Source organism: Novosphingobium sp. NDB2Meth1, assembly GCF_900117425.1.
Lineage (GTDB): Bacteria > Pseudomonadota > Alphaproteobacteria > Sphingomonadales > Sphingomonadaceae > Novosphingobium.
Window position 1 is genome coordinate 412,612 of record NZ_FPEH01000015.1, and the last position, 25,997, is coordinate 438,608.

Consider the following 25,997-nt stretch of genomic DNA (forward strand, 5'->3'; position numbering starts at 1 on the left):
CACGTTTAAAACGCAATCAGGAAGGGTTTGTCATGGGCGCGAGCAACAATGCCGGGAACAACATGAAGGCAGCGACGGCCACCTACGAGGGCTTCGTCGGCATGATCAAGATCGCCACTCCGGTGATCGCGCTGATCGTGCTCTTCGTCATGTACCTGATCGCCTGAGTCCTCGAATGGGGGCGGCAACAACGATCGCTGTCCTGCGCGAGCGGGCCAGCGGCGAGCACCGGGTGTCGGCGACGCCTGAGACGGTGAAGAAGTTCATCGGTCTCGGCGCAGCCGTGCGCGTGGAAGCGGGGGCGGGCATGACCGCCTCGATCAGCGACGAGGCCTATCAGGCGGCGGGCGCGGAAATCGTGGGCGAAGGCGTGGCAGCCGGCGCGGATATCGTGCTTGGCGTGCAGGGGCCCGAGGTCGATCTCCTCGCCGGGGCCAATCCCGGCGCATGGGTCGTCGCGGGGCTCGATCCCTTCGGCAAGCGCGCGCGCGTCGATGCCTATGCGGCAGGCGGGTTCGAGGCGCTGGCGATGGAGTTCATGCCGCGCATCACCCGCGCGCAGTCGATGGACATCCTGTCCTCGCAGTCGAACCTGGCCGGCTACAAGGCCGTCATCGTCGCGGCGGACCTCTATGGCCGCGCTTTCCCGATGATGATGACCGCGGCGGGCACGGTCTCGGCGGCCAAGGTCTTCGTCATGGGTGTCGGCGTCGCGGGTCTCCAGGCCATCGCCACCGCGCGCCGTCTCGGCGGGCAGGTCTCGGCGACGGACGTGCGTTCGGCGACCAAGGAGCAGATCCAGTCGCTCGGTGCCAAGCCGATCTTCGTAGAAAACGTCGCGGGGATCGAGGGCGAGGGCGCTGGCGGTTATGCGACCGAGATGAGCCCCGAGTATCAGGCGGCACAGGCCGAACTGGTCAGCTCGCACATCGCCAAGCAGGACATCGTGATCACCACCGCGCTGATCCCAGGCCGTCCGGCACCGCGCCTGATCACCGATGCGCAGATCGCGACGATGAAGCCCGGCTCGGTGATCTTCGACCTTGCGGTTTCGGCCGGTGGCAATGTCGAAGGCTCGGTCGCAGACCAGGTGGTCGAGAAGCACGGCGTCAAGATCGTCGGCTATTCCAACACCGCCACGCATCTTGCGGCAGACGCCTCGGCACTGTTCTCGCGCAATCTGTTCAATTTCCTGTCCGCGTTCTGGGACAAGGAGCAGGGCAAGCCCGTGCTCGACGAGGAAATCGGCAATGCGATCCGCCTGACGCAGGGCGGCAAGGTCGTCAACGAACGACTGCTCGGCTGAGGGGGCTGACATGGACTTCATTTCAATTCTGAGTGTGTTCGTGATGGCCTGCTTTGTGGGCTATTACGTTGTCTGGTCGGTCACGCCTGCGCTGCACACGCCGCTGATGGCGGTCACCAACGCAATTTCCTCGGTCATTGTCGTCGGCGCGCTGGTCGCTGGCGCTGCTGAAGGTTCGGTCATTTCGAAGTGGCTGGGACTGCTCGCGGTGGTGTTGGCTTCGGTCAACATCTTCGGCGGCTTCGCCGTCACCGAGCGCATGCTGGCGATGTACAAGAAGAAGGAGAAGAAGTGATGATCCTCTCCCTTCTTGCTGCCGCCGCACCTGCTGCAGCTCCGGCAAACGCCTTTCCTTACCCGACTGCAGAGAACAGCCCGATCGTTCCGCTCCTCTATCTCGTTGCGGGCGTTCTGTTCATCATGGCCTTGCGCGGGCTTTCTAGCCCTGCCACGTCCCGCGCGGGCAACCGCTACGGCATGATCGGCATGACCATTGCCATGGTCACCACGCTGCTAACGCATGGCCTCGCCAGCTTGCCTGAGATTGCAGGCGCCATCGCCATCGGTGGCGGCCTAGGCTTCGTCACGGCCCGGCGGATCAAGATGACCGACATGCCGCAGCTCGTCGCGGCCTTCCACTCGCTGGTCGGTTTCGCCGCGGTGCTTGTCGGTCTTGCGGCCTACCTAAACCCCATCGCGTTCGGCATTGCCGGGCTTGACGGGATCATCGAGCCGCAGAGCCGGATCGAGATGGGCCTGGGCATCGCCATCGGTGCGATCACCTTCTCGGGCTCGGTCATCGCGTTCCTCAAATTGAACGGCAACATGAGCGGCGCGCCGATCATGCTGCCAGGCCGCCATGCGATAAACCTCGGCACGCTCGTCGCGATCCTTGGCCTTGTCGGCTACTTCACGCAGGATCAGGCGCCGTGGGTGATCGCGGTGATCACCGCGCTGAGCTTCATCATCGGCTTCCTGCTGATCATCCCGATCGGCGGCGCGGACATGCCGGTGGTCGTCTCGATGCTCAATTCCTACTCGGGCTGGGCCGCGGCGGCGATGGGCTTCACGCTGCACAACACCGCGATGATCATCACCGGCGCGCTCGTCGGCTCGTCGGGCGCGATCCTCTCGTACATCATGTGCAAGGCGATGAACCGGAGCTTCATCTCGGTCATCGCGGGCGGTTTCGGCGCGGCGCCGGAAGCGGCGGCCGGCGGCGGCGCCAAGGTGCAGCGCCCGTGGAAGCGTGGCTCGGCGGAAGACGCGGCGTTCCTGATGAAGGAAGCCGAAAACGTCATCATCATCCCGGGCTATGGCATGGCGGTGGCGCAGGCCCAGCACGTGCTGCGCGAGATGGGCGATCTGCTCAAGAAGGAAGGCGTCAACGTCAAGTACGCCATCCACCCGGTCGCGGGACGCATGCCCGGCCACATGAACGTGCTGCTCGCCGAAGCGAACGTGCCCTACGATGAGGTCTTCGAACTCGAGGACATCAACGGCGAGTTCGCGCAGGCCGACGTCGCGTTCATCATCGGCGCGAACGATGTGGTCAATCCGGCGGCGAAGACCGACAAGTCCTCGCCGATCTACGGCATGCCGGTGTTCGATGTCGACAAGGCCAAGACGGTCATGTTCATCAAGCGCTCGATGGGCGGTGTCGGCTATGCCGGTGTCGACAACGACGTGTTCTACATGGACCAGACCATGATGCTCCTCGCCGACGCCAAGAAGATGGTCGAGGACATCAACAAGGCGCTTGCCCACTGAGCGAGGAACTTTCGTCAGCACACAAGGGAAGCTTCGTCCGGGTGCTCTCACCCGGCGAAGTCTTCCTGCTGACGATCTCGGCGCTGTCTCCCGTCCTTTCGGTCTTTATCGGCGGCAATGCCATCATGCACCTGGCCGGTACCGGTGCGGCGCTCGGCTTTATCGGCGGAGGGATACTCGCAGCCACGATGGCTCTGCTGTTCGCCGAGCTTTCGGCGAGTTATCCCGGCGCGGGCGGCGTCTATCCCGCGCTCAATGCGATCCTCGGGCCGCGCTGGACCTTTCCTTTCGTCATCCTGCGCACGGTGATCATCTTCCCGCTCATCGCATTCGGTGCGGTGGGAGCAGTTCCCTACATCCGCTTGTTTCTGCCATGGCTGCCGCCAGACGCGGCGGCGCTTGGCACGCTGGCCTTGGCGGCACTGATCGCCTCGTCGCAAATCCGCCGGGGAGCGCAGGTGATCGCGGCGTTTCTGGTGGTGGAACTGCTCGCGCTGGCCGTGCTCACCGGCGCGGCCGTCATGCATTTCAACGCCGCGAACCTCGGCCTCGTCCTCAGCCCGGTGATGACGGCCGGGCGAGACAGCCTCGCCGCGACACCGCCTGCCAGCGTGGCGCTGGCCGTTGTCGCTGGCGCGTTCATGTCCGCAGGAGCTGACTGGGCGACGTTCTTTGCCGAAGACATGCGCGACGCCAAGCGCCGCATGGGGCCGGTCGTCGCCTGGACCGGCCTTGTCGCGGCGCTGTTCATTGCCTTGCCGACGGTGCTGATGATCCTCGCGATGGACGATGTGCCCGCGACGCTGTCCGCCGAGGCGCCGATGGCGCATTTCCTTGACCGGGCTACCAATCCGTTGGTCAGCTCGCTCGTGTCGCTGGGCATCATCGCGGCGATCTTCAACAGCGTCATCGCCATCCTGATGGCACTATCGCGGCAGCTTCACGCCATGGGCCGCGACGGGGTGTTCGTGGAGCCGATCAACCGCGTGCTGCGCATCGTGCATCCCCGCACCCGAGCGCCGACCGGGGCACTCCTCCTGCTGCTGGTGATCGGCGGGCTTTGCACGTTTCTGGGCGAACGGCGGCTTGTTCTGCTTACCAGCGGCAACTTTTCCGAATGCCTGCTGCTGGGCCTTGCCGTGCTGGCGGGGCGCAAGGCGGGCTGCCTCACCGGGCACTTCCACATCCGGCTGCACCCGCTGGCCCCGGTCATCGCGCTGCTGCTCAGCGTCTCGATCGTCGCAGCAAGCTGGGCTGATGCGGATACCGGGCGGGTCTCGATGGCCTTGCTCGTTTCGGTGTTTGTCGCGGCGTTTCTGTGGCATGAGTGGGCGCATCGGACGGGCCGGGCCACGGTCCGCCTCACCGGGAGCGATCTGGAATGACTGTCCGCGCCAGTGCCGCCGCACTTGCCGCCCTTGCCATTTTGGTCACCGCCTGCACACCGGCCAAGCTGGCCGAGGGGCGAGTGCGTTCGGCGCTGCTCGATGCCGGGCTTTCCGAACCCAATGCCGCCTGCATGGCCGAGCGGATGACTGATCGCCTGACCTTGGGGCAGTTGCGCAAGCTGCAGGCGCTCCAGTCTCCCAAGCGTTCCATTGCCGATTACGTGATGACCGTCCGCCGCGTGGGAGATCGCGAACTGATCGAAGTCACAGTCGGTTCGGCGCTCCTCTGTGCCAGCGGTCTGGCGCCGGAGCGCAAGCCCGGCTAGGGCGCGCTCATCCCGTTCCGGCTTGAGGTTCCATTCCCGCATGCAGGCCCGTTTGCCATGACCCGCGCACCTTGGGCCTGCGATCCCGAACGCTCGCGCGGGCGCGAATTCGCCGTCGCGGGTGAGACGATGCGAGGCCCGCGCAGCATGTTCCAGCGCGACCGCGACCGCATCATCCATTCCATCGCGTTCCGCCGTTTGCGCCACAAGGCGCAGGTATTCATCGCGCCCGATGGCGATCACTACCGCGTGCGGCTGACCCACAGTCTCGAAGTCGCGCAAATCGGCCGCGTGATCGCGCGTGCGCTGGGGCTCGACGAGGACCTTACCGAAGCGCTCTGCCTCGCGCACGATATCGGCCATCCGCCTTTCGGCCATGCGGGGGAGGATGCGCTCGAAGAGGCCATGGCCGACTGCGGCGGCTTCGATCACAACGCCAATACCTTGCGCGTGCTGATGCGGCTCGAAAGCCCTTATCCTCGGCACGACGGCCTCAACTTGACTTGGGAACTTCTGGAAGGCCTCGCGAAACATAATGGCCCGGTCTACCAACCGACCTGGGCCTTGGCCGAACTCGACGCCGCGTTCCCGCTTGAACTGGCGCAGCACGCTTCATTGGAGGCGCAAGTCGCGGCGATTTCCGACGATATCGCCTACGACAACCACGACATCGACGATGGGCTGCGCGCCGGGTTCCTGACGCTCGACACGCTGCTGTCGCTGCCCTCCCTCGAAGCACAGTGGCGCGACATCGAGGCCCGCTTCCCCGGCGCGCCACGCGACCGGCTGCTGCGCGAGCTGGTGCGCGGGCAGATCGGGCGCATGGTCAACGACGTCATCGGCGAAACGCGGCTGCGGCTAAAGGACAGCGGCGCCTTGAGTGCGGACGAAGTGCGGGCAGCAGGCCGGTCGCTGTGCGGTTTCTCTCCGGCGATGGCGGCGGAGGAGCGTACGCTCAAGGCCTTCATGTACAAGACCCTGTATCTCCATCCCGAACAGGTCGAGACGGCGAACCGGGCGCGGGCGGTGATCGCGCGTCTCTTTGCGGCCTATCGTACGGCGCCGGAAAACCTGCCGGAAAGCTGGCGGGATTGTCTTCCGTCGCACGATCCCGCGCGCAGCCGCCACATCGCGGACTTCCTCGCAGGGATGACCGACAAGTACGCGATGGACTGCTATGCCAAGCTGTTCGGCGAGCGGCCCGAGGGCCTCAGCAACGTCTAGTGGTTGATGGCATCGTCCCCGGCCTTGCCGACCGATTCGATATCCCGGCCCGCGCCCTTCACCGTGTTGCAAGCGGCCGTGCCAAGGAGCAGGCCGGCTAGTGCGACGGAAAAAATCACCTTGCGTACCATGGTCGTTGTCCCTTTAATCACCTGATTAAGCCGCGCGTCCCGACCGGGTCCGCACGTCCTCTGCATCACGCGGGATAACGTGCGCAGGCCCTCAAGGTTCCGATGCGGCACAAGGGTGAGGACAGGTTGATGCGCGAGACGGCGGGTTTCGAGACATTCGATGCGTTTTTCCGGCACTGGGCGGAAGTGAAGCCCGATGCTGTCGCGCAGGAGCAGGATGGCCGCATCACGACCTATGCCGATATCGAGGCCTTTTCGCGGCGTTTTGCCGCCTTTTTGGCCGCGCATGGGGTGGTGAAGGGGGACCGCGTCGCGTGGATCGGCAAGAACTGCGATCTCTATTTCCAGATGCTGCTCTCGTGCGGGCGGATCGGCGTGGTCATGGTGCCGATCGGGTGGCGTCTGGCCCCGGCGGAGATGGCCTATATCCTCGAAGACACGCGCGCGAAGCTGGTGTTCGCGGGCGAGGGGTTCGAGGCCGTCTCGCACCAGCTTGCCGCCGAGGCGCCGCAGCGTCCGCAGGTGATCGAGGAAGCTGAGGCGCGGGCGGCCATTCCGACCTGTCCGGCTGGTCCTGTCACGGCGGCAGAACCGGAAGCGGCGTTCCTGCAGCTATATACGTCCGGCACGACCGGCAGGCCCAAGGGGGCGGTGCTCTGCCAGCGCAATTTCATGGGGCTGCGCGCGCCGGCACTCGATGCCGGGCTGCCCTGGGCGGAATGGGACGACGACGAGGCGATCCTCGTCTGCATGCCTTGCGCGCATATCGGCGGTACGGGGCTCGGCACGATGGCCTTCTGCGCGGGCGTGCGCGCGATCGTGCAGGCTGAGTTCACCGCGGACGGCGCGCTGACGGCGATCGGGCAGGGGATCACCCGCTTCTTCATCGTCCCTGCCGCCCTCCAGATGCTGATCCAGCATCCCAAGGCGACCGAGACCGATTTCACCCACCTCAAGTACGTGATGTACGGCGCCGCGCCGATCCCGCTCGAACTGTTGCGGCAGGCGGTGACGACGATCCCCAACGCTTCGTTTATGCAGTGCTATGGGATGACCGAGACGACCGGCACGATCGCCGTGCTGCCGCCTTCTGACCACGACCTTGAAGGGAACGCGCGCATGCGTTCGGCGGGCAAGGCTTCGCCGGGGGTCGAGATCCGCATCGTCGACAGCGAAGGCAACGAGGTACCGCGCCGCACCGTGGGTGAAATCCAGACGCGCTCGGCGGCGAACATGCTCCACTACTGGCAGCTGCCCGAAGCCACCTCCAAGACGATGACTGCCGATGGCTGGGTCTGCACCGGGGACGCCGCCTATATGGACGAGGACGGCTATGTCTTCATCCAGGACCGCATCAAGGACATGATCATCTCGGGCGGCGAGAACGTCTATCCGGCGGAAGTCGAGAGCGCGATCTATGGGCACCCGCAAGTCGCCGAAGTCGCGGTGATCGGCGTGCCGGACGCGCGCTGGGGTGAGGCGGTGAAGGCCTGCGTTGTCCCTCGCGAGGGCTGCGAGGTGGACGAGGCGAGTGTCATCGCTTGGGCGCGCGAGCGGATCGCAGGGTTCAAGGTGCCCAAGTCGGTCGACGTGATCCCGGCACTGCCGCGCAATCCTTCAGGCAAGATCCTGCGGCGCAACCTGCGCGAGCCCTACTGGGAAGGCATGGACCGGCAGGTCAACTAGGCAGCGGGCGACCGCTCGCCCGTACGGCTGCCGCGGACCTGCTCTCGCCACGCGATGATCAGGCCTGCGGCAATGATCGCGGGCGTACCGATCCACGTCTGCGGGCCTGGGACATGGGCGAAGAACAGCCAGCCCCACAGCGTTGCCCAGCCGAACTGCGAATAGTCCATCACGATCACGCTGGCGACGCTGCCATAGCGCAGGGCAGCGGTCATCAGCAGCTGGGCGGCCAGCCCGGTTGCGCCGATCCCGAGCAGCATGGCCCAGCCTGCCAGATCATGGTGAGGCAGGCCGATGCTCAGGAAGACCAATGCAAACGCCGGTGTACAGAACGCGGAGAACCAGAACACCACGCTGACGGGCTCCTCGGTGCGGCCAAGATCGCGCAGCTGGATCGAGATAAGCGCGACCATGAAGGCCGCCCCGATGCCGGTGGCAAGGCCGTTGAGCGGCAGATGCGCGCGGTCAGGCCCAGCGATGATGACGATACCGACGAGGCCGAGCGCCACCGCCGTCCAGCGCCACAAGCCGACCTTCTCTCCGAGCAGCACGACCGCGAGCAGCACGGCGAAGATCGGTGCGGTGAAGCCGAGGACGGTGGCTTCGGCCAGCGGCAGGATCTGCACCACGCCGAGCGTCAGGAACATGCCCAGCCCGCCAATGAGCGCGCGGCGGGCGTGGATGAGGGGGCGCTTGGTGTAGAGGCGCCCGATCTCGCCGCGCGCGGCCAGCCAGCCCAGCAGTGCGATACCGGGCAGAAACTGCCGCCAGAACAGCGTTTCGGGGAGGCCAATGCCGTGCTCGCCGGTGAGCTTCACCAGCAGCAGCATGACCGACAGCGCCAGCATGGCCGCAAGGCGCAAGCCCAGCGCGTAGATCGGTCGTTGGCGGGGCGGCATGCCTCCCGCCATAGGGCAGGGGGCATGCCGATCAAGTGATTAGATCAGAGGCACTATCAGAGGCAGGCCTCGAGGTACGCCTGGTCGAACCCGAACTGGCGCGCCTTTTCGAGGGTATAGGGGCGCAGGCCCGAGGGGCGGAATTCGCCGATGATCTTGCCGTCCTCGTTCTCGTCGAGATACTCGAACTTGAACAGTTCCTGCGTCACGATCACATCGCCTTCCATCCCGATCACTTCGGTGATGTTGGTGGTGCGGCGCGAACCGTCGCGCAGGCGCTTCACCTGCACGATGAGATCGACCGATTCGGCGATCTGGCGGCTGATGGCTTCCTTCGGGATCTTGATGTCGCCCATCAGGATCATGTTTTCCATACGGCCAAGGCATTCGCGCGGGCTGTTCGCGTGGAGCGTACACATCGAACCATCGTGGCCGGTGTTCATCGCCGCGAGCAGGTCGAAGCACTCCGCGCCGCGAATTTCGCCCAGGATGATGCGGTCAGGACGCATACGCAGGGCGTTCTTGACGAGGTCGCCGATGGTGATCGCGCCCTGGCCTTCGAGGTTCGGCGGACGCGTTTCGAGCGGCAGCCAGTGCGGCTGCTGCAGGCGAAGTTCGGCGGCGTCTTCGATGGTCAGCACGCGCTCGCCCGGGTCGATCATCTTCGACAGGGCGTTGAGCATGGTGGTCTTACCCGAACCGGTACCGCCCGAGATCACGATATTCATGCGGCAGGCGCCCGCGATCTTGAGCGCGGTGCACATCTTGTCGGACATCGAACCGAAATCGCGCAGCATGTCGAGCGTGATCGGCTTCTCGGAGAACTTACGAATCGAGATCGCGGTGCCGCGCAGCGAGAGCGGCGGGACGATGACGTTGACGCGGCTGCCGTCCTTGAGGCGGGCGTCGGCGAGCGGGGTGGTCTGGTCGACGCGGCGGCCGACCTGGTTCACGATGCGCTGGGCGATCTGGAACAAGTGGCTTTCATCGCGGAACCGGATCGGCGCGATAACGAGGCGACCCTTCTTTTCGATGTAGGTCTGCTCGGGGCCATTGACCATGATATCGGAGATTTCGGGATCGTTGAGCAGTTCCTCGAGCGGGCCGAAGCCGAGCAGCTCGTCGATCAGCACCTTTTCCAGCGCGAACTGTTCGCGCCGGTTGAGCGTGACCTTGAGCTCGGCCAGCACTTCCATGATGATCGGGCGGAATTCCTCGGAAAGCTCTTCCTTGGTCAGCGTGGCGGCCGCTTCGGGATCGACGCGTTCGAGCAGGCGCGGGAGCACCTGTTCCTTGATCTTGTGGACCGAGGCTTCAAAGCCTTCCGCCTGATAGTTTGGCTCGTTGATGCCGTTTATGCGGTCAGCCAGACGCGTCATCGCGTCGTTCTTGTCCTTGCCGCCGGCATCGGCGACATCCATGTTCGGCAGCGGCGGGAACTGCTCGCCGCCCATCGGCATCGGAACCGGCGCGGCCGAACCTTCGCCCGCCTTCATCGGACGCGCCACGCCGAACGACGGACGCATCGCAGTGCTTCCCCCGCTGACTCCGGACTTGCGGCCAAATGCGCTCATGCAGATTTCCCTGTTCTCGTGACGGAGATGTGTGGACTGACAATGGTCAGCACGACCTTCCGATGCGTGGTGAATAGCGCCGAAACCTTCAGGAAATCTAAATCACGGCGCCGGGGCCGCGAATTGCCCGGATTATGGCGTTTTTGGCGGCGGCCAAGGCTGGGCAGGTTACCAATGATTAACTACAGTTGCATAGAACTGAACGCGGAGACGACGATCCGATGCACCTTTCCATCATCATCCCCGTGCTCAATGAAGAGGACAGCATCGACACCTTCGTCGAGGCAATCCAGCCGCATCTGATGCGCGCACTCGCGGCAATCGGGCCGGGCGCGCAGGCCGAACTGCTGTTCGTGGATGATGGCAGCACGGACCGGACGCCTGAAATCCTGACGGAACTGGCGGCGCGCGATCCGATGATCCGCTTCGTGCGGCTTTCGCGCAATTTCGGCAAGGAAGCGGCGCTGGCGGCCGGTCTGCGCCGTGCGCGGGGCGATGCGGTCGTGCCGATGGACGTCGATCTGCAGGATCCGCCCGAAGTCCTGCCGCAGCTCGTGCGCGAATGGCTGGCGGGTGCCAAGGTGGTCAATGCGCGCCGGGTCGACCGTTCGACCGATGGCCGGTTCAAGCGGCTGACGGCCAACGGCTTCTACCGCGCGATCAACATGGTCTCGGAAACGCCGATCCCGGAAAACGTGGGCGATTTCCGCCTGCTCGACCGGACGGTGGTCGATGCGGTCAACAGCCTCGGTGAGACGGCGCGGTTCAACAAGGGCCTGTTCGCGTGGGTCGGCTTCAAGGTCGCGACGGTCGATTACTCGCGTGCAACGCGGGCGGCCGGGGAGACCAAGTGGCGTTTCCGCCGCCTCTGGGGCCTCGCCATCGACGGCATCACCGCCTCAACAACCGCGCCGCTGCGCATCTGGACGTACATCGGCGGGGTGACCGCGCTGATCGCGTTCGCCTATGCGGGGTTTCTGATCTTCCATACGCTCAGCACCGGGATCTACGTGCCCGGTTATGCGTCGATCATGGTAAGCGTGCTGATGCTCGGCGGAATCCAGCTGCTCAGCATCGGCATTCTGGGCGAATATGTCGGCCGCATCGCCAAGGAAGTGCGCCAGCGGCCGCTCTATATCGTCGAGGGCGAAAGCGATTCCGCAGGGACCGGTGGCAATCCCGGTCCTTCGACCACAGTACATGAGGACAAGGCGTGGACCCCACAGCGTATGAGAGCATGAGCGCAGTCGAGGACAAGCACTGGTGGTTTGTCGCTCGTCGCCGCATCATTGCCAGCCTGATCGAACGGTTCGTCCGTCCGCCAGCGGGTGCCAAGGTGCTCGAGGCCGGGTGCGGCACGGGCGGCAATCTGGCGCTGCTGGCGCGGTACGGGAAGCTTGATGCGTTCGAATATGATCCGACCGCGCGCGCCAAGGCGGCGGCGAAGCAGGTGGCGGAGATCGATTTCGGCGCTCTGCCCGATCAGGTGGCGCGGGCGGACGGCAGTTATGACCTGATCGCGCTGCTCGATGTGCTGGAGCATATCGAAGAGGACGAGGCCTCCCTCCAGCGGCTTGGCGGCCTGCTGCGCGATGATGGCAAGCTGCTGTTGACGGTACCGGCGGTGCCCTCGCTGTGGTCCGAGCATGACGTCATCCACCATCACCACCGGCGCTATACGCGGCGCTCGCTGGAGCAGTGCATCGCTAAAGCGGGGCTGAAGGTCGAGCGGATCGGCTATTTTAACAGCCTGCTGTTTCCGATTGCCTGGGTGCAGCGACATGCCCAGCGGCTCACCGGCCGTCATGCGCCGCTCGATGCCATTCCGGGCAAACTGCTGAACGGGGCGCTGGAAAAGGTGTTCGGGCTGGAGCGGCATATCCTCGGCAAGGTCGACATGCCGATCGGGCTGTCGCTGTTCGCCGTGGTTTCGCGCAAGGGCTAGGCGCCGCTTGGACTGATCCATTCGCGGTCCCAGCAGCGCGCCGGTTCCCTGATCGGTACAAGCGTCAGATCCTTGCCGACGAGCCAGCGCGGTGTCTTTGGCAGGGGCGCGAGGTAGCTGTTCTTGGGGTAGTGAGCGAATTCCTGATCCCACGCCTTGAAGAAGGTGCAGGTGCCGCCGCCGACCGCTGGAAGAGTGAGCGCGCGGCGGATTTCGTGCAGGCCGGTGACCGAGGCAAGGGCGAGCATCGCGGCGATGAACCAGTGCCAGCCGGGCGTGAGCCAGCGGGTGGTGCGGACGAGATGGTCGGCCATCACGATGCCGAGCACGGTCTGCGCCGGGATCGCCGCGCGCATCATGAAGTCGATCGACCAGCCGATCTGGATGAAGGGGACGATCACCAGCACCGCCGCAGCGAGGAGCGGCGCGGATAGGCCGAACGGCGAGCGCTTGTGGAGTGCGAAGGCCGGGATAACCCACGGCAGGACTTCCACCACGATGCATAGCGCGTAGAGCACCGGAACAACGGGATAGGCGCGAAGGCCCACGTCATCCCCGGCTGCGGCGAGGAAGGCGAGGCCCGGAAGCACCAGCGCTGTGGCAAGGGCTGGGATGAGCACGTCAGCCAGACTGAGGCGGCGCGCGAACAGGGTGGCGAGACCGGCAGACGCAGCCCAAGGCAGCGCACCGATCAGCGCGAGCGGTGACCACAAGGCCGTCAGCGGGATCAGCGCGAGGAACGTGCCCAAGCGGATTCGGCCCGTCCGGTTCAACAAGTACATCAGCCCCGCCAGCCACCCGGCAAAGGCATGCTGCGGTACCCAGAACGCGAGCGTGAGCATCGAAGTGAACTGCAGGCCCGGGTCCCAGCTTTCGAGGTGGTCCGTCATCGGCAGACGGCTGATCGCCTGGCCGACAATGTCGAGCCCGCCGAATGCAAGTAATGTGAGCAAGGCCAGCACCCGAGCGCGCGCGGTCTCGAACAGCACAGAGCCGAGCGCAAGCAGGCTGCCGATCAGGATCGTGTTCTGCGCGACGAGCACCGCTGTCCCGAACGCGGCGCCGCCGGCCTTCCACGCCAGTGCGGGGAGGAGGTACATGCCGATGGGGGCGCGCAGCAGGGTCGGGGTGCCGCCCACCACATAGGCGAAGGGCCAGCGATTGACCGCCATGTCGCGCAGCACCGCGTCGCGCACCTGCCAGTCGATATTGGCGTAGAACAGCCGCCCTTCGCCGCCGAGCACGAGCACGACCAGCGCGGCCAGCAGGCACAGCGCGAGCCGGGTGAGGGGGATGCGGCCGAGCGCTGCGCCGCCGCGCCGCACAAGCACGGTCAGCCAGGCCACGCCGACAAGGCCCGGGATGATCAGCCAAGACGAGGCGATGCCGAGATAGACCAGCAGGAGCAGTTGATCGCAGGCAAGCCACGCCGCGATCATCGCAAGAACGGTACCGCCGCCGACGGCCCGGTCGGGCTGCGCCTGCGGCATGGCGATTGCGCCTGACATCAACCCGTTCATCCCCGCTGGCTAACGCAACCCGTTTGGTCTTGCCAGTCTAGCCGGGGAACCATTAACGGATAATTTGCCGTGTTCGGCCAAGGGTGATGTTCATGTTCGGAAGGCTTCCCTGCTGGCTTCGCTTCATTCTGGTCGGCGTGCTCAACACGGCCTTCGGCTACCTGCTGTTCGCGATCTTCATCCTCGCCGGCGCTCCCAAGTTCTGGGCTGTGGTCGGCATGACGGCGCTGGGTGCGCTGTTCAATTTCCGCTCGATCGGCCACCTCGTCTTCGCCCGCAGCGAGCTCGGCCTGCTGCCCCGCTTTCTGGGCGTCTACGCCGGGCAGTGCGTGATCAATTCGGTCGCGCTAGAACTGCTGGCGCGGGCCGGTTTCACGCCGCTTGTGGGGCAGGCGATCCTCGTGCCGTTCCTTGCCGCGGGCGTCTACTTCGCCATGCAGACCCTTGTGTTCCGCGAGCTCAAGCCGGCAAATTGAAACTGCGCATAAAGCTGCGTTGACAAGCCCGACCGCCGCGCACAACCGTCTGCGCCGCAACCGGGGGCTAGAGACACTTGGCAGAAAAGCGCAGCGAAGCGACGGCACTGCTGCTGGCCCTGGGCGGTTTCGCATTCCTTTCAACGGGTGACACGCTGGTCAAGTCGATGGCCGGGATGTGGCCGGGCCCCGCCATTGCGGCGCTGCGCTATGTGTTCGGCACCCTGGGGCTCGGTGCGATCCTGCTCTGGCGCGAGGGCTGGGCCGGGTTTGCCATGAGCAAGGTGGGCTGGCACGCCGCGCGCGGGTTCGGTGTCGCGTTCTCGGCCACGACGTTCTTCACCGCCGTGCAGATCATGCCGATTGCCGAGGCGACCGCGATTTCCTTCACCAGCCCGATGGTCACCGCGCTGCTCGCCGCCGCGCTGATCGGCGAACCGATGCGGCGCGAGACCTGGATCGCCAGCATTGTCGCGTTCATCGGCGTGCTGATCGTGCTGCGGCCGAATTTCGTGGTGATCGGGCCTGCCGCCGTGCTCCCGCTGCTGGCAGCAATGGGCATGTCGCTGCTGATCATCGGCAACCGCGCGGTGCTGGGGCAGGGCTCGGCGCTCTCGATGCAAGTGAACGTGGCGATCTTCGCGACCTTGTTCCTGATTGCTTTCACCCTCATCGGCCATTTCAGCGGCATCGCGATCCTGCACGTCGGCGCACCGCCGATGAGCGTCGTCGCCAAGAGCGCGATGATCGCCGTGACGGGCAGCAGCGCCCATGCCTTGATCTACATGGCAACCTCGCGCGCAGGGGCTGCGACCGTGGCGCCAATGACCTATTTCCAGCTGATCATGGCCGGCTTCTATGGCTGGATGCTGTTCCGCGAAACGCCCGACGCGACGGCGCTGCTGGGGGCGGCGATCATTGTCGGCGCCGGGCTTTACCTGTGGCGGGCAGGGCGCGTGACGGACGAGCCGCAGGGCACCGAGTAGGCATGACCGAGGCCTGCTGGCTCTGCGAGCGGCCGCTCGGGCGCATGGTTGAATGGCATCATCCGGTGCCCAAGAGCCGCGGCGGGCGCGAGACGGTCGCGGTCCATCCCATCTGCCACCGCACGCTGCATGCGCAGTTCAGCAATGGTGAGTTGGCGCGGATCGGGGCCGATGTCGACGCGCTGCGGGCAGATCCGGTGATCGCGAAGTTCGTCGCGTGGGTTTCAGGCAAGCCGCCCGATTTCCACGTGCCGACGGCAAAGCGGCGCTAGCTTCAAAAGCCTCAAACCAGTACCGCTCATGCTGAGCTTGTCGAAGCATCATGCGCGAACTGCGTCTGCACCCTTCGACAGGCTCAGGGTGAGCGGGGTGGGACAAGATCGGCGACGCCTACAGGATATCGAGCAGCGGCTGCAGGCTGTCGAGCAGCACCGCCGGCTGGTCCTTTTCTGGAAGTTTCGCGCCCTTGGCCATGATCCCCGTCGCCATGCCGACCGAGAGCGCGCCGACTGTATTGGCCATGCGCATTTCGAGCGCCGGGTCATCGCCGACCACGACCATCTGCTGTGCCGCGCTCTTCGGCAGCCCCATCAGCAGCCGCGCGGTATCGAAGGCGACGCGCGAGGGCTTGCCGAGAATGCGCGGGCGCTTGCCGGTCATCGCCGTCAGCATCGCATTGATCGGATAGCTCGCGCCGATGGCGCGGCCGTTTGCCGTGGCGAAGAACGGCACGTTGCTCGCGGTGAGCAGCCTGGCGCCCTTCCACAGCGAGTCGCAGGCGGCTTCGAGCGCGGGAAAATCGAACTCGCGAAACCAGCCGGTGTAGACGGCTTCCACGCCGTCCGCCTCATCCGATGGTCCGACCACATCGAGCCCCGCATCTTCGAGCGGCGCGCGGCAGCCGGGATTGCCGAGCACGCGCACTTTGCCGTAGCCAGTGCGCTTGAGCCAGTCCGCAGCCGACGATGACGGCGTCAGCATCTGCGCGTCCTCCACCGGGAACCCGGCCTTGCGCAGCGAGGCGGCATAGGCGGCGGGCGGCTTGGCGGTGCCATTGGTGAAGATAACAAAGGGCGTGCCGCGCGCCTTAAGCGCCTCCAGCAGCGCGACGGCATAGGGCAGCGCATTGTGGCCGCCGCTCTGCGCATCGCCGAGCGCGATCGTGCCGTCCATGTCGAAGATGAAACCGGCGGCGTGCTTGAGCCGCGCGGCATATTCGGTGGAAATGCTCACAAACCGGCTCCGGCATGAAGGGCGAGGCGGAACGAGCCACGTTCGATGACAAGGTCGCGCGCGGCGGGCTTGGCCGCGAGCTTCTTCAGCAGCGCGATCACCGGTGCGGCTTCGGGGGTATAGGTCGCGCGCGAGGGACCGGCGGCCAGCATCGCGTCGACCTGCTCGGGCGGCATCACCGCGCGCAGCAGGAATTCCTCGTCTGGCAGATGGTAGCCGAACTGCTTGCGCAGGTCGCCGAGCGCAGGGAAGGTGGGTTCGTTCTCCAACTCCCGCGCGCGGGGACGGTCCATGATTGCCGCAAGCACATGCTTGTCGATGGGCGAGGTCGGCTTGCCGAACTTGCCGAGGCAGTAGCGGATCACCTGATCGGAAACCTGCGCATAGCGGCGCTCGCCGATCACGTTGAACAGCGCCTGGCTCATGACCATCTGCGGGAACGGCGTGACCATGATCGGATAGCCAAGCTCGGCGCGGACCTGCTCGGTTTCGGCGATGACGGCGGGAAGGCGGTCCGAGAGGCCGAGTTCGGCGAGCTGGCGCGCGGTCGTCGTCATCACCCCGCCTGCAATCTGGTGGCGCAGGAAGCTCGCGTCGAAGTTCTGCGGCTGCCCGAACGGCAGGTTTTCCGCGAGCGCGAGGCGGTTCCAGTAGGATGTGAGTTTCGCCAGCGCGGCGCGGTCGATCTCGACGGTGTGGCCCGCTTCGTCCAGATTGGCCAGCATGCGGTTGGCTTCGGGCAGCGAAGAGCCATCCCCCGCCGCACCAATGCCGACATGGATCGCCGATATGCCGAGCTTCGCTGCCTCAAGGCTGGAGAGCATGCCTTGGCCGATCGTGGTGTGGGCATGGATTTCGAGCGGGCGATTGCCGATGGCGGCCTTCACGGCGGGCACAAGCGTTCGCACGCGGTCGACCGAGAGAAGGCCCGAGGGGTCCTTGATATAGAACAGGTCGATGTCCGCGCTCTGGCCGACGGCGCGGGCGAAATCGGCATAGAACTGGTCGGTGTGGAATTCGGAGAGCGTGAAGGTGAGGGCGCACATCACCTCGGCTTCGCCCTCTTCCTTCACCAGCCGCGCGGCCTCGATCACGGCAGGCACTTCGTGCATCGGATCGAGCAGCACGAAGCGGCCGACGCCGTTCACCTGCAGCGCGCGGTAGACGAGGCGCATGAACTCCGGGTCTGCCTGCTGCCAGGCGATAAAGCGCAGCCCGGTGGTGATGAACTGCAGCGGCGTCGTCGGCATCGCGGACGACATGCGGCGCAGGCGCTCCCACGGGTTGTTCCGGAAGTAGCGCACCGCCACCGCCATGTGGCTCGACGAGGTGAAGTCGATGGCGCGAAAACCGCAGGCTTCGGTGAGCGCAGCGGCCTGCAACATGTGCGCGGTGTTGAGCCCGGTGGCGCCCCAGAGGCTCTGGTTGCCATCGCGCATGGTCACGTCGACCAGTTTGAGGCTCGTCATGATGCAAGTCCCGTGAGAAATCCGGTGTCGACGCCGCCTGCAGCAAAGCGCGGATCGGCGGCGATGCGGGCATGGAGCCCGGCGGTGGTCGGCACGCCTTCGATCCGGACAAGCGCCAAGGCTGCCTGCAGGCGGGCGACGGCTTCCTCGCGGGTGGCGCCGTGGACGATCAGCTTGCCGAGCAGCGAATCGTAGAACGGCAGGACTTCGCCGCCTGCCGCAATGTGTGTGTCGACGCGGACGCCCGGGCCGGCGGGCCAGGCGGCGCGGGCGATGCGGCCCGGGGCGGGGCGGAAATCAGCGTCCGGATCCTCGGCGTTGATGCGCACTTCGATGGCGTGGCCGACGGGGCGCACCATCGCCTGCGTAAGCTTGAGCGCCTTGCCCGATGCGACCAGCAATTGCTGCTCGACCAGATCGACGCCGGTGATCGCTTCGGTGACCGGATGCTCGACCTGGATGCGGGCATTGAGCTCGAGGAAGTAGAACGAGAAGTCGGTCGCATCGACGAGGAACTCCGCCGTTCCTGCGCCGCGATAGCCGATATGCTGCGCGAGGCGGACCGCAGCATTTTCGATTCCCGCGCGCGCTTCCTCGGGCATGGCGGGGGCAGGGGCCTCTTCCACCAGCTTCTGGAAGCGGCGCTGGATCGAGCAATCGCGCGTGCCGAGGTGGATGGCATGGGTGCCGTCGCCAAGCAGTTGCACTTCGACATGGCGGCCCTTGGCGACGAAGCGCTCGACATAGACGGCATTGTTGCCGAACGCGGCCTGCGCTTCGGCCTGCGCCATATCGAGTGCACTGTCGAGGTCTTCGGCGCGGTCGACGCGGCGCATGCCCTTGCCACCGCCGCCGGCCACGGCCTTGAGGAGGAGCGGATAGCCGGTTTCCGCAGCGCGTGCGTGGATGGCCTCGCGCGTCGCCGCCTCGCCGCCCGGGAGGACGGGAAGGCCTGCTTCGAGCGCCAGCGCGCGGGCCGCGAGTTTGTCGCCCATGCCTTCCAGCGTCTTGATGTCGGGGCCGACGAAGCGGATGCCTGCCTCTGCGACAGCCTTGGCGAACGCGGCGTTCTCGGAAAGAAAGCCATAGCCGGGATGCACCGCGTCGCACTTGGCGCCGACCATGGCGACGACGACCTTGTCGATCGCAAGATAGCTCTGCGAGGAAGGACCGGGGCCGAGCAGCACGGTCTCGTCCGCCATCAGCGCAGGCAGCGACGTGGCGTCGGCGCTCGAAACGCCGAGGACCGTGGTGATCCCCATGGCCTTGGCCGTGCGGATGACGCGCAGCGCGATTTCGCCGCGATTGGCTATGAACAGTCGGCGGATCATAGGGTCAGGCCAGCTTGAGCAGGGGCTGGCCCTTGGCGACCATCGTCGCATTGGGCACGAGAACTTCCGCGACCTTGCCGCTGCGACCGGCATGGACCGGGTTCATGAGCTTCATCGTTTCGACAATGCCGACGACCGTTTCCGGACCGACGTCATCGCCCACCGCCACGAACGGCGGCGCGCCGGGCTGGGGCGCATGGTAGAACGTGCCGGGCAGTGGTGCCGCGACGGCGTCGGGGTCGGCGCTGTGCTCGTCATCTGCCGCAGCAGCCGCTTCGGGCGCGCTGCCGGCCCATTGCCATTCCTGCGTCAGGCCTGTTTCCGCGCCGTCACCGCGTGCGAGCCGGAGGCGGAAGCGGCGGGTCGATAGATCCAGTTCGCGGTAGGGTGAGGCCTCGATGATCGCTGCGATTTCGGCGATGTCTTCGGCAGTCAGCGGCAGATCGTCGCTCATGATCGGTTCCGTTCAGGCCTTGGCCGCGGCCAGCATCTCGCGCGAGGCGGCGATGATCGCGTCCGAGAAGGCAGTGTCGTTGAAGTGCGCATCGACGGCGGTGACCGGCACATGCGCGGGCATGACCGCGCGCAAGTATTCGGCAAACGGCGGCGGCACGCTCGGGTCCATCAGGTGCCCGGCGGGGCTGTCGTGGTTGGAGAAGCCGTGGAGCGGGGTGAACACCCGCACCGGCCCCGTGGCATCGCGCACATTGGCGGCGAGATGGTCGGCGAGCTTCTTGAGATCCTCGAAAGTCGTGCGAACCGCCGTCAGCTGCGGATTGTGCTCGTGATAGCGCCGCCCGGGGAACTGCGCGCGGGAGACATCGATGGGGCCGCCGATGATGAAGTCCGCATTGCCCGGCGCGAGGATCGTCGGAATGCCCTTGAGGAGGGCAGGGCGGCCGCGATCGGGCCCGGTATCGGCAAGCCCGCCGAAGATATGGTCGATGATCTCGGTCTGCGAAAGATCGAGCACGAGCGCGACATCCTTGCCCGCAGCAAGCCCATCGAGCGTCGGTCCGCCCGCGCCGGATGAGTGGAACACCATGACCTCGCAGCCATCGCTTTCCAGCGCCTCGCGGATGCGCTTCACGCTCGCTTCGGTAGTGCCGAGCGTGGTGATGAGGACGAGCGGCTTCTCCGCCGCCGCTTTCGGATCATAGCCCTTGGCCATGCCAGCGACGGCATTGGCAGCGTTGCGGAACACGTCGCGGCTGATCGAATTGAGGCCGGAAATGTCGGTCACCGCGTTCATCATCGCGATGTCCTGCACGCCCATGTAGGGCTTGGTGAAACCGGAGGCCATGGTCGAGACGATCATGCGCGGCAGGCCATAGGGGAAGCTCTGCATGAGCGCGCCGGCGAGCGCCGAACCCATCGAGCCGCCGACCGCGAGGATGCCGGAGATCGGGTCCCTGGCGTTCCACGCGTGCGCTGCTGCGATTGAACCGCGGATCATCGCGTCCTGGCACTTGCCCTCGTGGCCGAGCGCGCGGACCTGCTCGATGGTCATGCCGGCCGCCGCCGCGACGTCCTCGGGCGAGATTTCCGCCCCGCCGACGGTCCGTCGCACGCTGGGATCGAGATGCACCACGCGCACACCCGCCGCTTCCAGTGTGGCGCGAACGAAGCGCGCTTCCTCTTCCTTGGTGTCCTGCGTCACGATGAGCATGACGCTCGGCTTGATCGTATCAGCCATGGTTGTCCCTCGCTCTCCCTGCTCCAAGAGTGCGACATCGCGGTTGACTTTGCATCCCGGTATGCAATGTGCGCGTTGCATAAGGTGAAACACGCGGACGTGCCGGTTGGCGCCGAGACGCGAAAGAGAAGCACCGGGAAACGATGATGCTGGAACGCAAGGTAAAGACCGTCCGCGCGCTGGAGCGGGGGCTCGATGTGCTGGTCGAGGTGCAGGCGCGCCGCGCGGTCAGCCTCCATGAGCTGCATCAGGCGCTGAAGCTGCCCAAGGCGACTTTGCTGCGCATGCTGCTGACCTTGGGGCGCAAGGGGCTGATCTGGCAGCGCCTTGCCGACGGCGCCTATCTGCCGCATCTCGGCCCGGCAGCGCGCGGCACCGGCAGCGCGGTCGAGCATATCGCCGAGATCGCCTCGCCCTACATGAAAGCGCTCTCGACCAAGGTGGCATGGCCTTCGGTGCTGGGCGTTCCGCGCCTTGATCACATGGAGATTCTGGAGACCAACAGCCCGCTGTTCCGGCTCGATTCCGCCATTCTCGGACCCGTCGGCGTCAAGCTTTCCTATATCCATACCGCCACTGGCCGCGCCTATCTCGCAGCATGTGATGAGCAGGAGCGCGAGGCGATCATCGCGCGGCTGCGGCCGAAGGATGCGGCGCCCGGCAGCGAGGAAGACCTGCGCGCGATCCTCAAGGAAACCCGCGAGCGCGGCTATGCGCTGCGCGAGCCGCTGCACCCGTGGCCGGACCGTTCCAAGCAGCTCGTGCTGCGCGACGGGCGGCGTTCGATGGCGGTGGCGATCATGGCAAACGGCGCACCCATCGCGACGATCAACCTCACATGGCCGGCCAAGCGCGGGACCGACGAAGCGGTCATGCACCGCCACCTCGAAGCGCTGCAGCAGACGGCGCAGGCGATTGGTCTTGCGGTTGCAGCGCAGTCGGTCAGCGCGCCTATCGCTGGAAATGCCGCCTGATCAGGCGCCCTTCGAGGGCCATTGCACCATGTGAAATCCGTTTGTGTTGCTGATTAAATCGGCGCCTTCCTGTGCGACACTCCCTCGCAGAACAAAGGGGAGGTTTTAAGCATGCGGCAGTGGGTGATCCGGGCGGGCGCGTCGTCGCTGGACGACATGGCTTTGCGCGATGTGCCCGAACCGCAGGCGGGCCCGGGCGAAGTGCTGGTGCGGGTGCGCGCCTGTTCGCTGAACTTCCGTGACCAGATCATCCCGCAAGGGCTTTACATGGGCGGCACGGTGGCAGTGGATACCGTTCCCCTGTCCGATGGCGCGGGCGAGGTCGTTGCTGTCGGCGATGGCGTCACTTTGGTGAATCCTGGCGACCGCGTGGCCGGAACCTTCTTCCAAAACTGGCTCGATGGCCCGCCCAACCCGGCGGCCGGCCCTGCGCTCGGCGCGCCGCCCGCCGCGGGAATGTTGCAGGACCTCGTCGTCCTGCCCGAACACGGAGTCGTGCCGCTGGCCGAAAGCCTGTCGTTCGAGGAGGCGGCCTGCCTCCCTTGCGCCGGTGTCACGGCGTGGAACGCGCTGATGGAAGGCCCGCATCCCGTGCGCGCTGGGGAAAGCGTGCTGGTGCTTGGTACGGGCGGTGTTTCGCTGCTGGCACTGCAGATTGCGAAGGCGGCAGGCGCGAAGGTCATTGCAACGAGCTCGTCCGACGAGAAACTGGAGCGGGTCAAGGCACTCGGGGCGGACGAGATCATCAACTACCGTGAAGTGCCCGAGTGGGGCGCGGCGGCAGCGAAGCTCGCTGGCGGCGGTGTCGATCATGTCGTCGAAGTCGGCGGCGCCGGTACCCTTGCGCAGAGCATCGCGGCGGTCGGCTTCAATGGCGAGATCGCGCTGATCGGCGTGCTGACGCGCGAGGGCAATACCAACCCGCATGGCCTGATGTTCAAGGGCGGCTCGATCCGCGGCATCTTCGTCGGCTCGCGCGGAATGGCAAGCCGCCTGCATTGCTTCATCGATGCGCATGGCATCAAGCCGGTGATCGACCGCACGTTCGGCATCGAACAGGCGCTCGACGCCTATCGCTATCAGTCATCGAGCGCCTTGTTCGGCAAAGTCGTCATCACGCTTTAGCGTTTGTTCGCCCGACCGGAAGAAACGGCGGGCTTGAGGGAAGAGGACAGGAAGGCAATGGCGCAGGTTAGGGGGGCGCAGGTTAGGGGGGCTCAGGTTCTGGGCTTTGGACAGCGCATCGGGGGCGTGGTGCAGACCGCGTTTGTCGTTGCGGATATCCATGCCGCGATATCCCATTTCCAGCGCGACCTCGGTGCAGGGCCGTTCTATCTGCTCGAGCATTTCCTGGGCGAAGGGCAAGTCTATCGCGGCGCGCCGTCGCAGGCCGATGTGGCCATTGCGATGGGCTTTGCCGGGCACATGCAGATCGAGCTGATCCAGCCGCTCGACGATCACCCGTCCGTCTACCGCGAGACGATCGAGCAGCGCGGCTACGGCTTCCACCATTTCGGGATCGCGTTCGAGGACGTCGATGCCGCGCTGCCCGGCTATCTGGAGGGCGGCCACACGCTGGCCTTCCGCGCACCGGTGCCGACCGGCGGATCGGTCGCCTATCTCGACAACGCCGATCCGATGGGGCCGGGTTTCCTCGAGCTGATCCCGGCGACCGAAGGCATGGACACATTCTTCACCGCGCAGTGGCAGGCGGCGCAGGACTGGGATGGCAAGACCGATCCCGTAAGGCCGTTCCTGTGAGCGGCGCCACAAAGCGCGCCAGCGGCGGCTATCAGGCGTGGATCGTCGGGCTGCTGAGCCTCAACTTCGGCATCCTGTTCTTTGACCGCAACGCGCTCAATTTCCTGATGCCCTATGTGCAGCCCGATCTGCACTTGTCGAACACGCAAGTGGGCATGTTCAGTTCGGCGCTCTCGCTGACATGGGCGCTGTCTGGCCTCGCCGTCGGGCGGATTTCGGACAAGCTCGGCTCGAAGAAACCGGTCGTGGTGGTGGCGACGATCGCGTTCTGCCTGTGCTCGTTCGCGTCAGGTATGGCGTCCTCGTTCTTCATGCTGCTCGGCGCGCGCCTGCTGATGGGGGCAGCGGAAGGCGGCGTCATGCCGGTAAGCCATGCGATGATCGTCAGCGAAGTGGCGCCGGAACGGCGCGGGCTGGCGATGGGTGTCGCGCAGAACCTCGGCTCGAACCTGCTGGGATCGGGCCTCGCGCCGCTGCTCCTCGTGCCGGTGGCGGCGGCTTATGGTTGGCGGGAAGGCTTCTATCTGGCGGCGGCGCCGGGCCTGATCACGGCGGTCCTGATCTGGTTCACCCTGCGCGAACCGCCCGCCGAGGCGCACTATCTCGCATTTGGCGAGAAGCCAACGGTCCCGCTCTCCGAAGCCTTCCGCCACCGCAACGTGGTGCTCTGCGCGATCATTTCGGTGCTGCTCGTTTCCTACCTCGTGGTGTGCTGGGCGTTCATGCCGCTCTACCTCACGACGGTGCGCGGCTTTGCGCCCGAGACCATGGGCTGGCTGATGGCGACACTCGGCCTTTCGGCGGGGCTCGGCAGCTTCGTCGTGCCCGCGATCTCGGACGCGGTGGGTCGCCGTCCGGTGATGATCGGGTTCGCCTTCCTCGGCGTGATCCTGCCGCTGGGCGGGCTCTACTACACCGGTTCGGCATGGGTGCTCGCGGCGATCTTCTTCTTCGGATGGGGGCTCAACGGCCTGTTCCCGATGTTCATGGCGACGATCCCGTCCGAGTCCGTCGATCCGCGCCTGACGGCAACGCTCACCGGCGTCGTCATGGGCACCGGCGAAGTGCTGGGCGGCGTGCTGAGCCCCTTCCTCGCTGGCGCGCTTGCCGATGTCTACGGCCTGTCCGCCGCGCTGTGGCTGATGCTCGCCTTGTGCATCCTTGCCGGGATCTGCGCACTCGGCCTTGTTGAATCCGCCCCGCGCGTTGTTGCCCGCCGCGCGCCTGTTCCCGCCTGACTTCGCTGCAAAGGACGCCCCCGCCATGACCGCAGTGCAGAAGTTCGCCACCGACGGAATTGCCCCGCCCGAACGGCTCGCATTCTGGAACGAGCTGGTCGACCGGGTCTACAGCGGCACCTACGTGAAAAGCGCCAGCGGTGACTTCAGCGGCGAGATGTGGACGTGGCAGGTCGGCGATCTGGCGATGATCAGGCCGCGCTCGACCGCCTCGTTCGTGGGCCGCGATCCGCGCTATACGGCAGAGGAACGACTGATCCTCCACCTCCAGTGCCGTGGCTCGAGCCTCCACCGGCAGAACGGCACCGAGACGGCGCTTGGTGCGGGCGACTTCGTGATCGGTTCGCCGCACGAGGCCTATGCGATCGATCTGGCCGCTCATGAACTGCTGGTGGTCGAGTTTCCGCGCGCGCCGCTTGCCGAGCGTTTCCCCGGGATCGACGATGCCCTGCGCCAGCGGATGAGCGGCGAGACGCCCGGCGCGCGGGTGTTCCACGACTTCCTGCTCTCGCTGTGGCGGCAGAGCCAGCAGGGCTTCAGTGATCCTGACTGGCAGGAAGGCGTGAGCCAGGTCTTCTACGATCTCGTCGCGCTCGCCATGCGCGGGGCCACCCGTCCTGATGCCGCCGCACCTGCTGCGGACAATGCGCTGCGCCGCCGGGTGCTCGGCATCGTCGAAGCCCAGCTGGTCGATCCGGGCCTGCGCACGCTAGGCCTTGCGGCGGCGTGCGGTGCATCGGTCCGCACGATCCAGAACCTGTTCGCCGGGATGGGTACGACGCCCAGCGCCTATATCCTCGAACGCCGCCTCCTGCGAGCAGCCGAACGGCTCGCAGCCGCGCCGGAAGCCAGCATCACCGAAGTCGCCTTCGAGCTGGGCTTCAACGACAGCGCCTATTTCGCGCGCGCCTTTCGGCAGCGATTCGGCGTTTCACCACGTGAATGGCGCCGCAAATAGCCGGAATTGCGCTTCAGTCCTGATCGCGTTGCGCTCCAGTGCAAGTCGGTGGGGCTGATGCGGAGTATGAATTCGAATGCGCATGCCCGTGATCAAAGCGGGCAGT

27 protein-coding genes are annotated in these 25,997 nt (G+C 65.9%); 18 read left to right on the forward strand and 9 right to left on the reverse strand.

The features are described from left to right. The first annotated feature begins 32 nt into the window (after window positions 1-32). From NDB2M1_RS21770 to NDB2M1_RS11445, 7 genes are read left to right on the forward strand one after another with little or no spacing between them, the layout of a single operon-like run. Window positions 33-167: an aa3-type cytochrome c oxidase subunit IV gene (locus tag NDB2M1_RS21770; protein ID WP_143146730.1), complete on the forward strand. Its 135-nt coding sequence runs from the start codon at window positions 33-35 to the stop codon at window positions 165-167. Window positions 168-175: 8 nt separating this feature from the next. Further along, a complete protein-coding gene (locus tag NDB2M1_RS11420; protein ID WP_072382369.1) occupies window positions 176-1,306 on the forward strand; it encodes an NAD(P) transhydrogenase subunit alpha in 1,131 nt (376 codons plus the stop codon). A 10-nt stretch (window positions 1,307-1,316) separates the two neighbouring features. Beyond that, window positions 1,317-1,601: a proton-translocating transhydrogenase family protein gene (locus tag NDB2M1_RS11425; protein ID WP_072382371.1), complete on the forward strand. Its 285-nt coding sequence runs from the start codon at window positions 1,317-1,319 to the stop codon at window positions 1,599-1,601. Further along, complete coding sequence (locus NDB2M1_RS11430) at window positions 1,601-3,076, forward strand: NAD(P)(+) transhydrogenase (Re/Si-specific) subunit beta (protein ID WP_083554814.1); 1,476 nt, start codon at window positions 1,601-1,603, stop codon at window positions 3,074-3,076. Before NDB2M1_RS11425 ends, NDB2M1_RS11430 begins: the two co-directional genes overlap by 1 nt. A 41-nt stretch (window positions 3,077-3,117) precedes the next feature. Then, window positions 3,118-4,461, forward strand: coding sequence for an APC family permease (locus NDB2M1_RS11435; protein WP_072382373.1), 1,344 nt, complete (start codon window positions 3,118-3,120; stop codon window positions 4,459-4,461). Then, window positions 4,458-4,790 (forward strand): hypothetical protein, encoded by a 333-nt coding sequence (locus tag NDB2M1_RS11440; RefSeq protein WP_072382375.1) that lies wholly within the window; start codon window positions 4,458-4,460, stop codon window positions 4,788-4,790. Before NDB2M1_RS11435 ends, NDB2M1_RS11440 begins: the two co-directional genes overlap by 4 nt. A gap of 57 nt (window positions 4,791-4,847) precedes the next feature. Then, window positions 4,848-6,014 (forward strand): deoxyguanosinetriphosphate triphosphohydrolase, encoded by a 1,167-nt coding sequence (locus NDB2M1_RS11445; protein WP_072382378.1) that lies wholly within the window; start codon window positions 4,848-4,850, stop codon window positions 6,012-6,014. On the opposite strand, the gene NDB2M1_RS11450 is transcribed toward NDB2M1_RS11445, so the two are convergent. Continuing rightward, window positions 6,011-6,145 carry an entericidin A/B family lipoprotein gene (locus NDB2M1_RS11450; RefSeq protein WP_072382381.1) on the reverse strand — a complete coding sequence of 45 codons (135 nt, stop codon included), beginning with the start codon at window positions 6,143-6,145 and terminating at the stop codon, window positions 6,011-6,013. The genes NDB2M1_RS11445 and NDB2M1_RS11450 overlap by 4 nt on opposite strands. Window positions 6,146-6,274: 129 nt before the next feature. Here NDB2M1_RS11450 and NDB2M1_RS11455 point away from each other — a divergent pair, with 129 nt between their 5' ends. Then, window positions 6,275-7,831 carry a long-chain-fatty-acid--CoA ligase gene (locus NDB2M1_RS11455; protein ID WP_072382656.1) on the forward strand — a complete coding sequence of 519 codons (1,557 nt, stop codon included), beginning with the start codon at window positions 6,275-6,277 and terminating at the stop codon, window positions 7,829-7,831. On the opposite strand, the gene NDB2M1_RS11460 is transcribed toward NDB2M1_RS11455, so the two are convergent. Both NDB2M1_RS11460 and NDB2M1_RS11465 read right to left on the reverse strand, forming a co-directional pair. After that, window positions 7,828-8,730, reverse strand: a complete 903-nt coding sequence (locus NDB2M1_RS11460) for a DMT family transporter (RefSeq protein ID WP_253185854.1) — start codon at window positions 8,728-8,730, stop codon at window positions 7,828-7,830. The genes NDB2M1_RS11455 and NDB2M1_RS11460 overlap by 4 nt on opposite strands. Window positions 8,731-8,786: 56 nt before the next feature. After that, window positions 8,787-10,304, reverse strand: a complete 1,518-nt coding sequence (locus NDB2M1_RS11465) for a CpaF family protein (RefSeq protein WP_171955372.1) — start codon at window positions 10,302-10,304, stop codon at window positions 8,787-8,789. 221 nt (window positions 10,305-10,525) lie between these two features. Here NDB2M1_RS11465 and NDB2M1_RS11470 point away from each other — a divergent pair, with 221 nt between their 5' ends. Continuing rightward, complete coding sequence (locus tag NDB2M1_RS11470) at window positions 10,526-11,545, forward strand: glycosyltransferase family 2 protein (protein WP_072382387.1); 1,020 nt, start codon at window positions 10,526-10,528, stop codon at window positions 11,543-11,545. Further along, window positions 11,542-12,249 (forward strand): class I SAM-dependent methyltransferase, encoded by a 708-nt coding sequence (locus tag NDB2M1_RS11475; RefSeq protein WP_171955373.1) that lies wholly within the window; start codon window positions 11,542-11,544, stop codon window positions 12,247-12,249. The genes NDB2M1_RS11470 and NDB2M1_RS11475 overlap by 4 nt, the downstream gene beginning before the upstream one ends. On the opposite strand, the gene NDB2M1_RS11480 is transcribed toward NDB2M1_RS11475, so the two are convergent. After that, a complete protein-coding gene (locus NDB2M1_RS11480; RefSeq protein WP_216233998.1) occupies window positions 12,246-13,757 on the reverse strand; it encodes a hypothetical protein in 1,512 nt (503 codons plus the stop codon). The two genes, NDB2M1_RS11475 and NDB2M1_RS11480, sit on opposite strands and share 4 nt — an antisense overlap. Window positions 13,758-13,861: 104 nt before the next feature. On the opposite strand from NDB2M1_RS11480, the gene NDB2M1_RS11485 reads away from it, so the two are divergent. The 3 genes from NDB2M1_RS11485 to NDB2M1_RS11495 all read left to right on the forward strand — a co-directional run bounded on the left by NDB2M1_RS11485 (window position 13,862) and on the right by NDB2M1_RS11495 (window position 15,503). Further along, a complete protein-coding gene (locus NDB2M1_RS11485; protein ID WP_171955374.1) occupies window positions 13,862-14,245 on the forward strand; it encodes a GtrA family protein in 384 nt (127 codons plus the stop codon). Window positions 14,246-14,322: 77 nt separating this feature from the next. Further along, a complete protein-coding gene (locus NDB2M1_RS11490) occupies window positions 14,323-15,231 on the forward strand; it encodes a DMT family transporter (RefSeq protein WP_072382393.1) in 909 nt (302 codons plus the stop codon). 2 nt (window positions 15,232-15,233) lie between these two features. Then, entirely contained in the window at window positions 15,234-15,503 is a 270-nt protein-coding gene (locus NDB2M1_RS11495; protein WP_072382396.1) for an HNH endonuclease, read from the forward strand. 118 nt (window positions 15,504-15,621) lie between these two features. Here NDB2M1_RS11495 and NDB2M1_RS11500 read toward each other — a convergent pair whose 3' ends face one another. The 5 genes from NDB2M1_RS11500 to NDB2M1_RS11520 are packed head-to-tail and all read right to left on the reverse strand — an operon-like array spanning window position 15,622 to window position 20,960. Next, a complete protein-coding gene (locus tag NDB2M1_RS11500; RefSeq protein ID WP_072382399.1) occupies window positions 15,622-16,464 on the reverse strand; it encodes an HAD-IIA family hydrolase in 843 nt (280 codons plus the stop codon). After that, window positions 16,461-17,933: a biotin carboxyl carrier protein gene (locus NDB2M1_RS11505; protein WP_072382402.1), complete on the reverse strand. Its 1,473-nt coding sequence runs from the start codon at window positions 17,931-17,933 to the stop codon at window positions 16,461-16,463. Before NDB2M1_RS11505 ends, NDB2M1_RS11500 begins: the two co-directional genes overlap by 4 nt. Then, window positions 17,930-19,264, reverse strand: coding sequence for an acetyl-CoA carboxylase biotin carboxylase subunit (locus NDB2M1_RS11510; RefSeq protein ID WP_072382405.1), 1,335 nt, complete (start codon window positions 19,262-19,264; stop codon window positions 17,930-17,932). Before NDB2M1_RS11510 ends, NDB2M1_RS11505 begins: the two co-directional genes overlap by 4 nt. 4 nt (window positions 19,265-19,268) lie before the next feature. Next, window positions 19,269-19,718, reverse strand: a complete 450-nt coding sequence (locus NDB2M1_RS11515) for an acetyl-CoA carboxylase biotin carboxyl carrier protein (RefSeq protein ID WP_072382408.1) — start codon at window positions 19,716-19,718, stop codon at window positions 19,269-19,271. A gap of 12 nt (window positions 19,719-19,730) precedes the next feature. Then, entirely contained in the window at window positions 19,731-20,960 is a 1,230-nt protein-coding gene (locus NDB2M1_RS11520; protein ID WP_072382411.1) for a Tm-1-like ATP-binding domain-containing protein, read from the reverse strand. Between the two features lie 146 nt (window positions 20,961-21,106). On the opposite strand from NDB2M1_RS11520, the gene NDB2M1_RS11525 reads away from it, so the two are divergent. The 5 genes from NDB2M1_RS11525 (at window position 21,107) to NDB2M1_RS11545 (ending at window position 25,891) form a co-directional block, all read left to right on the forward strand. Next, a complete protein-coding gene (locus NDB2M1_RS11525; RefSeq protein WP_072382660.1) occupies window positions 21,107-21,934 on the forward strand; it encodes an IclR family transcriptional regulator domain-containing protein in 828 nt (275 codons plus the stop codon). Between the two features lie 111 nt (window positions 21,935-22,045). Then, window positions 22,046-23,059, forward strand: coding sequence for a zinc-dependent alcohol dehydrogenase family protein (locus NDB2M1_RS11530; RefSeq protein ID WP_072382413.1), 1,014 nt, complete (start codon window positions 22,046-22,048; stop codon window positions 23,057-23,059). A gap of 57 nt (window positions 23,060-23,116) precedes the next feature. After that, window positions 23,117-23,695, forward strand: coding sequence for a VOC family protein (locus NDB2M1_RS11535; protein ID WP_072382416.1), 579 nt, complete (start codon window positions 23,117-23,119; stop codon window positions 23,693-23,695). Beyond that, window positions 23,692-24,933, forward strand: coding sequence for an MFS transporter (locus NDB2M1_RS11540; RefSeq protein ID WP_072382421.1), 1,242 nt, complete (start codon window positions 23,692-23,694; stop codon window positions 24,931-24,933). The genes NDB2M1_RS11535 and NDB2M1_RS11540 overlap by 4 nt, the downstream gene beginning before the upstream one ends. A 25-nt stretch (window positions 24,934-24,958) precedes the next feature. Next, window positions 24,959-25,891 (forward strand): helix-turn-helix domain-containing protein, encoded by a 933-nt coding sequence (locus NDB2M1_RS11545; RefSeq protein WP_143146731.1) that lies wholly within the window; start codon window positions 24,959-24,961, stop codon window positions 25,889-25,891. Window positions 25,892-25,997 lie beyond the last annotated feature (106 nt).

Coding starts and splice junctions, on each gene's coding strand:
- NDB2M1_RS11475 (WP_171955373.1), top strand. CDS start 11,542: ATGAGCGCAGTCGAGGACAAGCACTGGTGGTTTGTCGCTCGTCGCCGC.
- NDB2M1_RS11525 (WP_072382660.1), top strand. CDS start 21,107: ATGCTGGAACGCAAGGTAAAGACCGTCCGCGCGCTGGAGCGGGGGCTC.
- NDB2M1_RS11495 (WP_072382396.1), top strand. CDS start 15,234: ATGACCGAGGCCTGCTGGCTCTGCGAGCGGCCGCTCGGGCGCATGGTT.
- NDB2M1_RS11455 (WP_072382656.1), top strand. CDS start 6,275: ATGCGCGAGACGGCGGGTTTCGAGACATTCGATGCGTTTTTCCGGCAC.
- NDB2M1_RS11430 (WP_083554814.1), top strand. CDS start 1,601: ATGATCCTCTCCCTTCTTGCTGCCGCCGCACCTGCTGCAGCTCCGGCA.
- NDB2M1_RS11450 (WP_072382381.1), bottom strand. CDS start 6,145: ATGGTACGCAAGGTGATTTTTTCCGTCGCACTAGCCGGCCTGCTCCTT.
- NDB2M1_RS21770 (WP_143146730.1), top strand. CDS start 33: ATGGGCGCGAGCAACAATGCCGGGAACAACATGAAGGCAGCGACGGCC.
- NDB2M1_RS11460 (WP_253185854.1), bottom strand. CDS start 8,730: ATGCCGCCCCGCCAACGACCGATCTACGCGCTGGGCTTGCGCCTTGCG.
- NDB2M1_RS11470 (WP_072382387.1), top strand. CDS start 10,526: ATGCACCTTTCCATCATCATCCCCGTGCTCAATGAAGAGGACAGCATC.
- NDB2M1_RS11480 (WP_216233998.1), bottom strand. CDS start 13,757: ATGTCAGGCGCAATCGCCATGCCGCAGGCGCAGCCCGACCGGGCCGTC.
- NDB2M1_RS11510 (WP_072382405.1), bottom strand. CDS start 19,264: ATGATCCGCCGACTGTTCATAGCCAATCGCGGCGAAATCGCGCTGCGC.
- NDB2M1_RS11425 (WP_072382371.1), top strand. CDS start 1,317: ATGGACTTCATTTCAATTCTGAGTGTGTTCGTGATGGCCTGCTTTGTG.
- NDB2M1_RS11535 (WP_072382416.1), top strand. CDS start 23,117: ATGGCGCAGGTTAGGGGGGCGCAGGTTAGGGGGGCTCAGGTTCTGGGC.
- NDB2M1_RS11515 (WP_072382408.1), bottom strand. CDS start 19,718: ATGAGCGACGATCTGCCGCTGACTGCCGAAGACATCGCCGAAATCGCA.
- NDB2M1_RS11530 (WP_072382413.1), top strand. CDS start 22,046: ATGCGGCAGTGGGTGATCCGGGCGGGCGCGTCGTCGCTGGACGACATG.
- NDB2M1_RS11545 (WP_143146731.1), top strand. CDS start 24,959: ATGACCGCAGTGCAGAAGTTCGCCACCGACGGAATTGCCCCGCCCGAA.
- NDB2M1_RS11440 (WP_072382375.1), top strand. CDS start 4,458: ATGACTGTCCGCGCCAGTGCCGCCGCACTTGCCGCCCTTGCCATTTTG.
- NDB2M1_RS11520 (WP_072382411.1), bottom strand. CDS start 20,960: ATGGCTGATACGATCAAGCCGAGCGTCATGCTCATCGTGACGCAGGAC.
- NDB2M1_RS11445 (WP_072382378.1), top strand. CDS start 4,848: ATGACCCGCGCACCTTGGGCCTGCGATCCCGAACGCTCGCGCGGGCGC.
- NDB2M1_RS11420 (WP_072382369.1), top strand. CDS start 176: ATGGGGGCGGCAACAACGATCGCTGTCCTGCGCGAGCGGGCCAGCGGC.
- NDB2M1_RS11485 (WP_171955374.1), top strand. CDS start 13,862: ATGTTCGGAAGGCTTCCCTGCTGGCTTCGCTTCATTCTGGTCGGCGTG.
- NDB2M1_RS11505 (WP_072382402.1), bottom strand. CDS start 17,933: ATGACGAGCCTCAAACTGGTCGACGTGACCATGCGCGATGGCAACCAG.
- NDB2M1_RS11465 (WP_171955372.1), bottom strand. CDS start 10,304: ATGAGCGCATTTGGCCGCAAGTCCGGAGTCAGCGGGGGAAGCACTGCG.